This window comes from Leptospira kanakyensis (genome assembly GCF_004769235.1).
Lineage (GTDB): Bacteria > Spirochaetota > Leptospiria > Leptospirales > Leptospiraceae > Leptospira_A > Leptospira_A kanakyensis.
The window spans coordinates 1508585-1522793 of record NZ_RQFG01000005.1; the positions used below are offsets into that span (position 1 = coordinate 1508585).

The 14209-nt window shown below is 36.6% G+C and carries 13 protein-coding genes; 3 read left to right on the forward strand and 10 right to left on the reverse strand.

Translation table 11 applies throughout. The annotated features are described in order from the left end of the window. Window positions 1-16: 16 nt before the first annotated feature. The 3 genes from EHQ16_RS07840 to EHQ16_RS07850 all read left to right on the forward strand — a co-directional run bounded on the left by EHQ16_RS07840 (window position 17) and on the right by EHQ16_RS07850 (window position 4776). Entirely contained in the window at window positions 17-1717 is a 1701-nt protein-coding gene (locus tag EHQ16_RS07840; protein WP_135634107.1) for a hypothetical protein, read from the forward strand. 234 nt (window positions 1718-1951) lie between these two features. After that, window positions 1952-2335 carry a permease gene (locus EHQ16_RS07845; protein WP_244241976.1) on the forward strand — a complete coding sequence of 128 codons (384 nt, stop codon included), beginning with the start codon at window positions 1952-1954 and terminating at the stop codon, window positions 2333-2335. After that, a complete protein-coding gene (locus EHQ16_RS07850) occupies window positions 2332-4776 on the forward strand; it encodes a C1 family peptidase (RefSeq protein ID WP_135634105.1) in 2445 nt (814 codons plus the stop codon). The genes EHQ16_RS07845 and EHQ16_RS07850 overlap by 4 nt, the downstream gene beginning before the upstream one ends. A gap of 30 nt (window positions 4777-4806) precedes the next feature. Here the strand turns inward: EHQ16_RS07850 and EHQ16_RS07855 are convergent, their stop codons facing one another. The 10 genes from EHQ16_RS07855 to EHQ16_RS07900 all read right to left on the reverse strand — a co-directional run bounded on the left by EHQ16_RS07855 (window position 4807) and on the right by EHQ16_RS07900 (window position 14070). Further along, on the reverse strand, window positions 4807-5583 hold the full coding sequence (locus tag EHQ16_RS07855) for a c-type cytochrome (protein ID WP_135634103.1): 777 nt from the start codon (window positions 5581-5583) through the stop codon (window positions 4807-4809). Window positions 5584-6040: 457 nt separating this feature from the next. Continuing rightward, window positions 6041-7348 carry an SMP-30/gluconolactonase/LRE family protein gene (locus EHQ16_RS07860; RefSeq protein ID WP_135634101.1) on the reverse strand — a complete coding sequence of 436 codons (1308 nt, stop codon included), beginning with the start codon at window positions 7346-7348 and terminating at the stop codon, window positions 6041-6043. Between the two features lie 4 nt (window positions 7349-7352). Next, window positions 7353-8603, reverse strand: a complete 1251-nt coding sequence (locus EHQ16_RS07865) for an SMP-30/gluconolactonase/LRE family protein (protein WP_135634099.1) — start codon at window positions 8601-8603, stop codon at window positions 7353-7355. Further along, on the reverse strand, window positions 8600-9487 hold the full coding sequence (locus EHQ16_RS07870; protein WP_135634097.1) for a M24 family metallopeptidase: 888 nt from the start codon (window positions 9485-9487) through the stop codon (window positions 8600-8602). Before EHQ16_RS07870 ends, EHQ16_RS07865 begins: the two co-directional genes overlap by 4 nt. A gap of 84 nt (window positions 9488-9571) precedes the next feature. Next, the gene (locus tag EHQ16_RS07875) at window positions 9572-10318 is read right to left on the reverse strand and encodes a helix-turn-helix transcriptional regulator (RefSeq protein ID WP_135635492.1); all 747 of its coding nucleotides are present in this window, start codon (window positions 10316-10318) and stop codon (window positions 9572-9574) included. Window positions 10319-10425: 107 nt separating this feature from the next. After that, window positions 10426-10848, reverse strand: a complete 423-nt coding sequence (locus EHQ16_RS07880; protein WP_135634095.1) for an iron chaperone — start codon at window positions 10846-10848, stop codon at window positions 10426-10428. 12 nt (window positions 10849-10860) lie between these two features. Further along, complete coding sequence (locus tag EHQ16_RS07885) at window positions 10861-12252, reverse strand: MATE family efflux transporter (RefSeq protein WP_135634093.1); 1392 nt, start codon at window positions 12250-12252, stop codon at window positions 10861-10863. Next, complete coding sequence (locus EHQ16_RS07890) at window positions 12249-12629, reverse strand: hypothetical protein (protein ID WP_135634091.1); 381 nt, start codon at window positions 12627-12629, stop codon at window positions 12249-12251. Before EHQ16_RS07890 ends, EHQ16_RS07885 begins: the two co-directional genes overlap by 4 nt. A 108-nt stretch (window positions 12630-12737) precedes the next feature. Beyond that, complete coding sequence (locus EHQ16_RS07895) at window positions 12738-13715, reverse strand: SRPBCC family protein (protein WP_135634089.1); 978 nt, start codon at window positions 13713-13715, stop codon at window positions 12738-12740. 1 nt (window position 13716) lies between these two features. Beyond that, on the reverse strand, window positions 13717-14070 hold the full coding sequence (locus tag EHQ16_RS07900) for an ArsR/SmtB family transcription factor (protein ID WP_135588441.1): 354 nt from the start codon (window positions 14068-14070) through the stop codon (window positions 13717-13719). Window positions 14071-14209 lie beyond the last annotated feature (139 nt).

A 14209-nucleotide genomic window follows, 5' to 3' on the forward strand; every position in this document is an offset into this window, starting at 1 on the left:
TACCCTTGGTGACTCTATGATTTCTTGGGATTTGATCAAAAAACACAAACTGGGAATTCCATTACTCTGGGACATAACGATGGTTTTTGTTGTCCTTGGGAACTTAGCTCTCATCATTTTTGATTTGAGTTATTTAAGTTTACGACCGTTTTACTTTCATAAGTTCCCAGAAATTTTAAAACTTTATGACAAACCAATTTTAGGAATTGAAACTCATCGAACCACAACGGCTTACACTGATTTGGTGGATGATTTAAAATATTTAACCCAACTACGTGATGATGGTTTTCGGGAAAACCAAAGAAAAATCACGAGAGAAGAAATCTATAAAACTCTAACTTCTTTAAAATCACAAGTATCAAATGAAAAGTTTGATTCGTTATATGCTAACTTTGAGTACGCAATTCAAATTGAAGATGTCCAAGTCCGCCGAAAAAAAGTGGAAGAGACTTTGGTTCTACTTAATGATTTTTTTAGTGTTTTAGAAGAGACGGATGAGATTACAACACTCAGTGAACTATCAGAAAAATATGCTTTTATCAACCGTTTGAGTGTTGAGGCAAATGAATCCAAAGAAATTTTATCCATTTTGCAAAAGATGGACAAACGAATGTTAGAGATTGTGGAAACCAATCCCTTTGCGATGTCAGGACAAACGAAATTTTTATCTGAGATACAAACCGGTATTAAAAACGAATACCAAACTCATAAAACAAAAGCAAGAGACATCAAACTAAGGCAAGAACTGGATCCAGTTTTAAACAGAGATCGAATTCCATCCACGGTTGTGGCGTTTGCTTGGTTTTGGAGAGACCAAAACAGATCCCTCGAACAAAAAATTGATTTTTTTAATTCTCATTTTAAAGAGTATTTTGCCCTTAATTATTACCGAGCCATTGCATCTGATGGAAGTCCTGTTAACAACTATTTACTGTTAGATGCGCCGTTTCTATTTTTCTTTTTGGCTGAATTTATCATTAGTTGGCTCATTGCCATTCGTAATAAATCCTATATTGCTTGGTTTTTGTATCCTATTTACCATTGGTATGATGTACTCGGACTCATTCCGATTGCAACCTTCCGTTTCTTCCGTTTGGTTCGGGTGTACAAAATTTATCTGATGTTACAAACCAATCAATTCACTAAAATTTTAGGAAATGATTTGATCAGTAAAACTTTGCGATATTATTCCAATATCATCAAAGAAGAAATTTCTGATATTGTCACCATCCAGATCTTAACGGAAACTCAGAATGAAGTAAAATCCGGAAATTCACTTGATCAACTTGTGAATGCCATTGATCAAAACCGCGATGAATTAAAAAAAGTCGCTATCAAAAATATTGCAAAGTCGGCGCAAAATCCAAACTTACAAGCGTTAATCCAGAATTTGGTAACAGAAGTTTCAGAACGTGTTTCTGCAAATATGAAACCCATCTCTCTATTGCCAAAAGATATGCAAGCCAATCTTACCAAACAAATTAGTTTGACTATTTATTCTGCGATATCACAAGCAACGGTGGCGATGGCAACTGATCCTTCCGGAAGAAAGTCGATAGAGAACTTAATTGATTATATCATCGATGAAATGATTGTTTTTGCACAAGATCCAGATATGGTAAAACTCAATACGAACATTACCGTCGCTCTCATTGAAAATATGAAAAAATCAATCGGTGAGAAAAAATGGTTAAAAGCGGAAATAGGAAATAGTTAAATCTACAAACTCTATTTGTTTCTTCCGTTTTCGAACACTGTTTTATACTGAAAAAAGTCTTGTTTTCTTTGGAAAACAAGATCTGATCAATCCACTTTGATTTCCTTTTTTAGAAATTTGTTTTTTGTTTGTTTGGTTTTGTTTCCAGGACTTATACTAGTTGCTCAACCTAAAACTTTAAAATTACAAACCAAAACCTGGATTCTTAAGGATCAGAAAGGAAATTGGAAACCCATGGAACTTGTTTGGGAAGAAAGTTCGGGTGCTGTTGCCCCTGAATTTCGGTATGGAAAACAATTCCGATTGGTCGCCGAACAAAAAAAAGTTTTGCTCACACGTAAGGTGTCTCGTGCAGGCAAACAAATACTCAATGAAACCAAAGAAATCTCTCCCAAATTGTATGAATCTTGGATGCAAAAACTATCCCAATTGGGAATACAATCCATACCCTTTGAATCTCCACCAACAGAAACAATCACCGGCGTGAGTTATAACTTTGTTTCCTTTCAGTTAAGTTCCACCAAATCGAAGTTTTACTATCGTTTAGAGGAACGGAAAGAACCAAATTGGAAACAGAAAAACAGTATCATAAATATTATTGAAAGGATGAAACCATGATTTTAAAACTTAATAGATTGATCTTTGGATCGTTGATTTTGTTTGCGAGTGCAATTCTCGCAGAAGAATTTGATCCGAGTAGCGTACGTTCTCCTGGATGTAAACCGGGAACTTTTTCTTGCGGTTATATTCCGAGTTCCAAAGAAATTCAAGATAGTATTCCTCTCAAAAGAGATTTTAATTCCTTCGATGAGTTACCGAAATCCATAGATTTATCTTCTATGATGCCTCCAGTGGGAAACCAAGGGCAACAAAATAGTTGTGTGGCATGGGCATCTGGTTATGCGATCAAATCGTATTTATTAAAAAACAAAGGACAGGCTTCGGAATATGATCCACCTTTCGCTGGTGGAAAAGGAAATTATGTATTTTCACCAGCTTTTATTTATAACCAACAAAATGGTGGTGTAGATAAAGGTTTGTATTACTATAAAACGATGGAATTTTTAAAATCTAACGGTGCCGCTCCTTGGAGTAGTATGCCTTATTCTGATAAAGATTATCTTTCACAACCTTCACAAAGTTCTAAAAAAGAAGCACTCAAATACAAAATTAAATCATTCTCTAGATTGAATTATAAAAATCCAGATGAGATTAAGCGTGCGTTAGCTGGGAAAAATGTGGTACTGGTGGGAATGATCATTGATGATGCCTTTTATAAGGTAAAAGGTTCCGCTGTTTATGATCAGAACAGTGGGCAAAGTTACGGTGGTCATGCCATGACGATCGTTGGTTATGATGATAATAAAAAATCGAAATCTGGGAAGATGGGAGCCTTTAAATTACAAAACTCTTGGGGAACGAATTGGGGGGATAAAGGTTTCGGTTGGGTGTCTTATTCAATGCTTGCTAAAGTAGGGCAAGAGACTTATGCCATTATCGATGAACCAGCCCCACAAAACACACCAACAGTGGTGGCACCAACAAAAAAACAGGTGGTTCCACCGACTGAGATCAAAGTTTCTAAAGGGGAATTTGATACAAAAATTATATTAACATGGAATCACCAAGACTTGGCAGTTGCCTATTTAATTCAAAGGAAAGAAGAAGGTGCATTTTATGATTTAGCGTATGCTGATAAACCAAGTTTTACTGATTTATATGTATCGCCTAATTCTACTTATTCGTACAGGATCCTTTCCATTGGTTCAGAAGAAGTTTCTGTGGCTTCTTTGGAAGTAGAGGGATTTACAGCAGCTGAACCACAGTCAGGGAATATTGGTCAAGTGGTTGGTCTTACAGGCACCGTTTATGTAAATGGAAATACACCGAATGTAGAATTAAGTTGGTCCGCATTGGACGGGGCAACGAGTTATTCGATTGCACGTTCTGATTCTTCCCTGAAATGGAAGAATATTGGAACGAGTAAAACTCCAAGTTTTATTGATCCATCTCCAAAACTAGGAGAATCTAATTTTTACCGAGTCAATGCGCTTGTGCAATCAAAACTAACCGGAGATTGGAGTGAATCTGTAGCTATCGATGTAGCAGACCAAAACGTACTACCTAATCAAGTGAGTCACTTAACTGCGACTAGTGGAGATTATGCGAATAAAATTATTTTAAATTGGGATGCAGCTCCTGGTGCAAAAACATATTATTTATATCGATTTGATGAAAGAGCTGAACCTTCTGGTCAATTCGAAATTTCTGGAACGAGTTATACTGATTCCGATCCATCCATTCAAAATGGAAATCAATATTTATATACTATTATTTCTGCCAATGATCTCGGTTATGCAGAACCTAGTGAAGTTGCCATTGGAAAAACTGATCCTGCACTTACAAAGAGAGCAGGTGGTGTGACATTGGCTCCACCAAAACAATTGTTATCAAATGCTGTTGGTAAGGACAAAATAGTAACTTTAAAATGGGATTCTGTAAAAGATAGTTTTGAATATTATATTTATCGCAAACAGATGAAAGGTGGTGGCAAGTTAGGGAAACTTGAATTTGTTTCCGGTGTTGATTCTAAAAAAAATACCTTTAGTGAAACCTTTCCCGGAAACTCTGGTGATTTATTTTTATACTCAGTTCGCTCGAAATCGGAATTTGGTTTTGAATCGAAGGATTCCAATTTTGTATCTGTATTTTGGAATGAACCAAAAAACCAAGTGAAAAAAAGAGCTATGTCTTTGGAAGAATTACCAACTTCTTTTGTGGGGAAATGGTCTTCCATGTATTGGAATCCAAAATCTGGTCCACAAACTGTTATGGTAGAAATTTTAGGGAACGGACAAGATTTTACCGCTAAATTAAAGTTAAACGAAAAAGAGATTCAGCAATTTAAAGGATCGTGGACACCTGGAAGCCATTCTTTAAAAACAAATGGATTTTTGTTTGAATTATCGAAATCATTAGAAGGAAATTCGTTGGCTCAGTTCCAATCCATCAAAGATTTTGAGAATGGAACAGAACTGAGTTTTATCAAAGAAAAATAATTTAGATTTTCACTTTGTTAAAGTGGAAATTTAAATTGTTTGTAAATAAATCCAAAGTGCCTTGAGTTCTGTGTCCGTTAGTTGGCCCAAACTTTGCCAAGGCATTGGAAATTTCATCTCTGAACCATCGGGACGTTTTCCTGTTCTGATCGTTTGGATGAAACTACTTTCTGTATAATTTGTTAGTCCGGCTTTACTGATATCTTGAGACGGTGGCCATTCGGGAGGAGCTCCTTGGATGGGTTCACCTTTTAAACTAAATCCATGACAACCAGTACAAGTGGATGCAACATATTTTCCATATTCCAACGAAACTGAAGGTTTAATATTTGTTAAGTGAACCATATCATGATTGATGATTTCAGCAGAAACAAAAACTGGAATTTCTCCAATCAAATATAAAAATCTTCCCAAAGGGCCTGGTTTGATATCTCCTTGTGGTTTGTCTACGGCAGGAGTGGAACGTAAATAGGAAATCAATTTACCAACGTCTTCGTTGGTCATTCCTTGGAAATCGGTTGAGGGCATAAAAATTAAAGCCTTACCATTTTTTCCTACACCATGTCGGATTGCGACAGCAAGTTCTTCATCCGATCTGTCTGATAAAACTCCACCTTTACCCGATGTTAGGTTAGCTCCGGATAGAGTTCCGATGGCTGGATCCTGAATGAATGTCCTTCCACTTCCATCTACATCATGACAATCTCCGCAACCTCTGGATTGGTAGAGGCGTTTTCCTTCGGTTGTGTCAGCGGGTTTAGAAAATTTGGGTATGGGGACAGACTTTACTTCGTAGGTTTTGTTCATCCGTATCGAACTGATCATATAGATGGTTGTGACCAAGAGAACGAAAAAGCCCACTAAGGAAAGAAAGGTGAAAAGAAAGATTCGGGATATTTTTTTCATAGGTGGAGGAATTAGAATCGAAATAAGGATTTGGTCAAGTGGGATTTGGGTGTTTGGGTGTACAGGATTGGATATGAGTATCCCCGCCCGATTGGAGGGTGGGGAACTAGACCCGCCTCCCAATGAGTTCCAAATATCACAATCCTTTGAAAAAGGAAATTTCTTTCCAAAACCTAAAAATTTTTAGTTTGGGAAAGTTCATATTTCTCTCTGTTTGGGTCCTGTTTGTATTTGGTTTTTCCCGCCACCGATCGCAGTGGAAATCCTTTCCCGAAGGGAAAGATTGGAACGGAGAGCGGGATCGCTTTTTAGTGTTGATTAGGGTTTACGAATCAATTGCGAGGCACCCAATCATCAACTATAGGTTGTTAGGGTATGGCATTGTGACGAATCCTTTAAAACCATCTTGGTAAACGGCTAGGTATAATTTTTCTTTTCCTGGAACAACAACGATGATATAGGAGAATAAACTTCCGTCGTGGACTGCGTAGTATATCGGATTTTTTCCGTTAGGTGATAGTGCGATGATACTTGTTTTTTTAGATACTGGTTGTAATTTTTCAGGGATGTAGAGGACAAGCCGTTTCCAAAATGGATGTTTGTGTAGCCATGTAATGAGTTTGGATCTTTCTACGGGGATGGCTATCCAAATCCGTCCGTTTGGATCTCTGTCCATACCGTCAGGAAATCCAGGAAGGCCGTCGATGACTAGTTCGTCTTTTCCTGATTTATCGCCGCTTAAGTGTAATCGAATGAGTCTGGATTTTGAAAGTTCATTGAGCAAGATAGAAGATTCGAATTCATTTTCTTTTTCTGAATATTCTAATAAAATACCATCTAAGTATGTGTATTGGTGTGCGATCAAACTTGCAGTGTTATCTTTTAAATCATATTTCCAAAGATGTCCATTCCGTCCTAAAGTGAGAACTTCTTGTTTTGATTGTATGCTGACTCCTAGGATTGAGTTTGGATGATCATAAGGTTCTGTGAAATAGATTCTTTCTCCGTCTTTACTAATAGCCAAGTCGTCCGCTTTTTCCACATTTCGGCTGTTAGTGCTATTTAACTCGCTAATTGGAATTTTAGTTTCCTTACCTTTGGAATAAAAAATACCAATTTGACCATTGGATGGTTCTTTTGTTTTGTCTACAAGGGGAACTCGTGTGCCGATCTTACGAATTTGTTTTGTGGAGATAGTCAATTCGTAAATTCCTGGTGATTCGTTTATGTTACTTTCATGTTGTTTTCCTCGAGACAAACACATATAAATGATATCTTGATTTTTTGGATGAAACACCATACCGCCAGGTAGAAGTGGAGTTTTTACAAAAGGTTCCGCTAGGTTAGTGGTTAGATCAACTTTCCAAATCCATCCATCAATGGAAGCAACAAAGGCTCTCCCTAAATTCTCTTGTAGGAGGATTTCATCTTGGGCTGGTAAATTTGATCCATCAATTGTTACATTTTGTTTGATGGGATCACCTTCGGATTTGATTGATTCTATAGAAGTGTTGTAAGGAAGGTCAACAGGCCCTTTGATTTGATTTTTAAAATATTCTTCTGGTGTTCTACAGGAAAATAAAATCAAAAATACAAAAAGTATAAATACGGAAATGGAGTTTCGAACATTTTGGAATGATGGAAAGTTTATAATGAATTTGTTCATTTTACTATTCACCTAACTTTAAGCTATCGGTAGGTATGGAATATAGTCCTCTAGAGTTTGTGTCAAAGGATGGAAAATAAAGAGAGTTTAAATTGGGAACCACTACTGAGATATCTTTGATTTTGGAACCATCATGCATTGAATAGTATAATGTTTTTTTGCCGGATGGATCGAGTAAAAGGATTCCTGTTTTTTTTGCGATGGGAAGGATTCGTTGTGGAATCGATAATAGAAATGGTTTTAGCCATGGGTTGTTGTGAACAAAATTGATAAGTCCCGAACGTGGTTTGATGATACCAACCCAAATTCTACCTAATGTATCTCGTTCTAAACCATCAGCCAATCCAGGAAGATTTTCGAATAAAATTTCGAAGCTTCCTTCTTGTTTACCACTGATGTTTGCTTTGATGATTCTGAACTTTGTTGTTTCAGTGATGATGACTGATTCTTCTGCAGAAGCAGAATGATCGGCAATGACGATACCATCAATAAAAGTAAATCCATTCATGATGAGAGAAACTGTATTTTGTTTTCTATCATACATCCAAAGTTTGCCATGAGGATAAAGTCCAATCGCTTCGGGAACGGCACCACTTCCCATTGCTGCATTAGGTCTTTCAAATGGTTCTGAAATATAGATTCGATTTCCATCCTTAGATACGGCGAGATCATTACATAAAGAGAAAGGTCTTGCATTGGACTCGTTTAATTCTTTAAGAGAGAAGGTCGGTCGTTTTGCCTTTGGATAAACCGTTTCAAAATCTGATTTTTCTAATTTAGGTAAATTGAGTAATAGAGGAACTACAGATTTTGTTTTGATATTGATTTCATATAAACCAACACGATTGGTTTCATCATAACTAACTCCACCAAGTCTTGAAGCACAAGCGAGTATGGATTCATTGGATTTGTTTGAAAATTGTAAGCCTGCTGGATTCACGGGAGGTTTAACCCAAGCTTCGGCTGCATTTGTTTTGAAATCTAATTTCCAAACCCAACCATCCATTCCGGACGCATAAGCGATTTGATTTTTGTTATCGAAGATTAGATCGTCATGACCAGGTAACTCAGGAAAGTCGATTTTTAAATGGTTCAAAAAAGGATCTGGTTTACTTACTTCTAAAATAGAATCAGGGACCTTTCCTAGTTTATAGGCTTCTCCAATTTTGATATTACCGGAATTACATCCAATGAATAGAAAAAAGATAATTGAGTAGATACAATAAATAGTGTTTATAGAGAATAAAGATTTCATAATGTTTCCTTTCTTGCTTTGTATTTATTTACATGCGGAACGTCGTCGTCTAACCAGTAGGCTTTATCTTTTTCTACAACTAAGATTTCTTCAAATTTAAAACCGACTTTTCCCCTTCCTAAATGCGGTTCTATGGCCCAAAGTCCAACCTTATCTCCTTCATGATCAGGAGTTAATAGTTCTGGTAAAACTTTGTGTGTTAAAAATTCATAGGATCCTTGTAAACTAAACCAACTTGCAAAACTAATTGGCAACAAAGGAAAAGAAATATTGGGAAGGTTTACTTTATAAACACGATGGCCTAGCACTGCAAAAAGATACAACGCATGTACATTATCGAAACCAGATTTTTTTGCGTCGGAATCAATTTTCCACCAAATTTCAGAAGGAGTCATCGATGAACTAAAATAGTTTGGAATTTCTTTTCGAAGTTGTAATAAATAATCCATACCTTTATCAAGTTCAGAATTTTTGATTAGCGATGATGAATATCCGATATCACCTATGTAACCATCTACCACAGGGGAAACGTCTAGAATAAAAGATTCTTCTTCTTTTAAAATTTTTTTGCCGGGATGGAATTGAGTGAATCGTTTGTATCCATCGAATCTTGCGTGTTCGCCGAACCAAGCAAATGGTCTATGTAAAAAAACTTTAACTCCATGATCCCGTAAAAATTCATCCATACGTTTGGCGGTTTGTTTTTCTGTCCAACCGGGAACCATTTCTTTTTCAACTGTGGTAACACAATCATAAGCAAGTTTTTGAGCTTTTAAAAAGCCGGCTTTCTGTTCTGGTGTAGGAATTCTGATTGATTCAGAATTTAATTTTGAAAATTTCGAGGAGAGTTTGGAATACAATCCTCTTTCTTGGGTTAAGGGCATTGATTTTTCTTTTCCTTGGTAGAAAAAGAGAATAACAAATTATAAATATCTCTGCTTGAATGATTCCGGTATTATTGCAAATTATTAAAGAATTTCGTTTGGTTCACAGAAGCGAACTTCTGCTGTTTTGAGATGTCCAAAAAATAAAGAAGGGATAAATCCAAAATTTTCTTTGAATGTTCTAGAAAAATGAGCCGAATCGGAAAAACCTGCTGCATGAGCCGCGTCAGTCAGATTATTGCCAGCTTTTAATTCTTTGACTGCTCGTAGAATTCTCACCCATAACAAATACCTTCGCAGTGGAATTCCTAAATTTTCTTTAAACAAACGGATCAATCTATCTTCTGAAATGGAAAAATCTTTTCCAATTTCTTTCATCCGAATGCTATTTGGAATTTCCATTCTAATTTTTTGAGCAATTTTTTGAATTCTTGGATCAATGTTTGTTTCCAAAGTATCAAATGGGTAAACAGTTCTTAGTAAGCTTAATTGAAGTTTGGTGGCTTCCGTATCATTTAAATCACCATAATAAAGTGCCTTAAGAGAATCCATTAAAGGTAAAAAATTTTGTATGTCTAAATGTTTGACTTCACCTGAAGATATATGTTTTGAGATAGAACCAAATTCGTAAGTTTCTGGATCTATCAGTAATGCGACCATTTCCACTCCAGGCGAAATAGTTCTGTGATGAGTGTTGGGGCCAACAAGTGCGACTCGGTAAAATTGTTTACCCAAATCTGTTTCGATCATGATTTCTTTTTCTAAAGAAATGGCGAGTGTGGCAGCATAATGGGAATGAAAATCGGTCTGCATATTGTTTGTTGCAAACATCACACGACTATTCCATAAATAAAGTATGCTTTTGCTTTCAGACTCCATTTTGAATCCTCGTATTTAGAAAAGAAAGTAGTAACAGCGTAAAACTAATAACTCATCTTTCATGATTTTTTCGAGATCGTTTTTTTTGGATGGGTAGTCTTTTTTTTTTGAGTTTTTTTCTTAGTTTTTTCTAAATTCTCAGCAACTCTAAATTTAACAATTTTTTTGATCAAAACATAGGGAATCGGTTCACTTAACGGAAATTGAATGGAACCTTTTCCAAATTTATATTTTGAAATTTCTTTTTGGAAGGCAATGTTCCCTGAAGGAAGAGCATAAAATCCTATATGTTTTGCATATGCTGCAAAATGAACTAAAATTCCATTCAACGCAAATGTTGGCATTGCGTAACTGATGATTTCCTTTGCTTCTGGTGCTTCTTTTTGAATTGTACTTCGAATTTTCTGAAGGATGATTTGAACATCCTTCGGAAAATTTTCTATATATTCATCGATTGATTTAGGAATCTTAGTCGATTTCATACTGAATTAGTTTTAAACCTTGGCTTGTTTCCAACTTCCTTTTGTGAACAACCAAAGAGTGTATACGCCTACAGAAGATTCTGAAATCATGATTGCCCAGAATACACCTGTAGGACCAAAAGCTAAGTGTTTTCCTAAGAGATAAGCCAATGGAATTTGAATCACCCAAAAGAAGATCACATTGATTTTTGTGGGAGTGATGGTGTCACCGGCTCCATTAAATGCCTGACCTGCAGCCATCCACCATGCATAGATAAAGTAAGAATAAGATACAATTTGTAACCATTCTCCACCGATCCTAATGACTTCTTTGTCAGTAGAAAAAATTGCGATTAAGTTCTCACTCCACAAGAAATAAATGATAGAAACAATGATCAAATAACCCATGTTACAGAATCCTGTAAACCATACTGATTGTTCTGCGCGCTCTGGTTTTCCAGCTCCAAGGTTTTGACCTACTAAGGTTGCCACTGCATTGGACATCCCCCAAGAAGGCATCATGGTAAACATCATGGTTCGCATTGCGATGGTGGCTCCAGCAACGGTTTGGCTTCCAAACTCGGAAAGGATTCTCATAATAAAAATCCATGATGTCATTCCCACAATCATCTGGCCAATTCCACCAAGGGAAGTTTTTAATAAACCTTGGATCGTCTCCCATTCAATTTTTAGGTGTGATTTAAGAATTTTTATATGTTTTCCACCTTGGAATAACAACCACAATTGAAATAATACACCGATCCCACGACCAAGGTTTGTGGCAATGGCTGCACCTGTGATTCCGTATGCAGGAATTGGGCCCCATCCAAAAATTAGAATAGGATCTAAAACTATGTTTAGTCCATTAGAAATCCACAATACTCTCATCGAAATTGCGGCATCTCCTGCACCACGAAATACTGCATTGATGAGAAATAATAAAACAACTACGATATTTCCACCTAACATCCATTGCATATAGTGGTAACCTTCTGTCAGTACCCATTCATCTCCACCCATCAGCGCCAAAAGTTCTTTTGAGAAAAATATACCGGCGATGGCAAAGGGGATGGAAGCAATGATCGCAATCCAAATGGATTGGACTGCTGCAACTCCTGCTTTATCCTTTTCTTTTTCTCCGATCCTTCTTGCAACAATTGCCGTGACAGAAAAAGAGAGACCCATTGCTACAGAATACAATAGGAATAAATAAGTTTCCGTAAGACCAACTGTTGCAACAGCAGAGGCACCTAATGCACTCACAAAATAAATGTCCACAACGGCAAATACAGATTCTAATACAAGCTCCAATACCATCGGAACTGAAAGGAGGAATAGCGCCTTACGAATGCTAACCTCTGTATAGTCTTCTTCTGAGCCGGCAAGAGCCTTCTTTAAATCATTCCATAAACTCGCGCTTGTCATTTTGAATTTTCCTGCCATAGATAAATTTTACCGCCTAAGTAAGAAATTGGTAGAGTTAGGAATACGAGAGACCAAGCATACCACCAAGGCCCCAAGTGGCCGGCAAAAACGGCTCCAGTAATTCCTAACACGAGTCCAATCCCACCTAAAACAAAAGAGTGAAACATTGGATTTTTTGGTGCTAGTTTTGCTGCTAAGTAACAACCAAAGACACTGAAAACAATTCGATAACCTAACACAAATAAAACCATGGGTGTTGATACAAATAAATTGTCGTAAGGTATGATTCCTGCAATTTTTAAAATTGTATCTGCTAAGACGGAAAGTATCACGTTGGAAAAGAATCCAGCGAGAACGGCGATAAAACTTTTTAACATATTGATAAATTTCCTTTAAAATCGATTGTTCCAGCGAAATTGATTTTTACCTTACATAGAAGTTTGGTAAAAAATTTCTTTAATTTAATCCTTCGCAAAAAGATTGTTTTATAAAGAATTAGCTTTCTTATCTAAATATAGATTGAGTCTTGAAAGTGTTTCTTTTCCACCTTCAATTGCCCCAATACCTAACTTTGCATTTCGAACGTTTGTATCAGAAAAAGCCATTTGCATCTTAATGACAGTACGGTTCGGTTCGAGAACTATAAGAAATATCTTCACTAAAAAATCATCTTTTTTATTTGCATTACCTGATCCATGTGCGTATTCCATGTAATCGAATTGTCTAATTTCTTTGTATTCGATCACATTTGGGTAGTTTGTCCCATCAGGCCCGAGCATATTAAAAATCCATTTTCCACCAACACGAAAGTCTTTTGATTGCGTAGTCGTTTTGAATCCGTTAGGCCCCCACCATTGGCCTACTGACTCTGAATCTGCAAATGCATTGAATACTAATTCTTGTGGATGATTTAAAATTTTTTCTATGTAAATTTCGTTGGATTTTGGAAGAGCATTTTCATCTAACTTTTCAAAACTTTCTGACCAACCTTCTTTCATTCCCGATTTTGCAAAACCATCACGAATTTGGTTGTTTGCGAATTCAGTTACGAGAATGACTTTTGTTTTACCATCAGTTTCTTCGAATAATACTCTTAATTTCGAATTTAAGAGTTCTTTATTACCAATAGGGCCTGTTAATTTTTGAATTTCATTGACCCATTCGTCTGGATGTTCATCAACTAAATCACTGATGACAAAACTTTGGAAGGGAGTAATTTCTAAAAATTTTCCAATAATAGGATAATCTACTCCATCAGGAGATCGCATAACAATTCTATACGATCCGCCCACCTTAAAATCAAATTCGACAGTCGGGTTTGTAAATCCTTTAGGTCCCCACCATTTTGAAATATGTAAAGGGTTTGTCCAAACTTCCCAAACTAATTGGATTGGAGCATCAAACAATCGTTCGATACGAACTATATTTTCTTCTAAAGTAAGAATTGATTCTGATTTAAACATTTTAGTTTTTCCCTTTTGATTTTTGTAATTCTATTAAGTAGGCATCCAAACGATCTAATCGTTCTTCCCATAATTTTTTGTATTGTTCCAACCATTCGTTGGCTTCCTTTAGAGCTTCCACCTTCAACCGACAAGGTCTGAATTGGGCCGCTTTACCTTTTTCGATTAAACCAGCTTTTTCCAAAACTTTTAGGTGTTTGGAAATTCCGGGTAAACTCATCTGGAAAGGTTCCGCTAGTTGTATCACTGTGGCCTCTCCCGAGACCAATTGCATGAGGATCTTTCGGCGGGTGGGGTCTGCCAGCGCCTGGAAAGTTGCATTTAAAGTTTCTTCGGAATCTAGTAATTTAACCATGTAGCTAATTAACCTTTTGGTTAAATTGAGGGGAGGGATAGATTTTGTCAAGGGGATTTTTGGGTTGGGGAAGATCTACTCGCGAAACTGAGCAAGTTGTGATAGAAGGAAAGCATTGGGAGGCGGGTCTAGTTCCCCA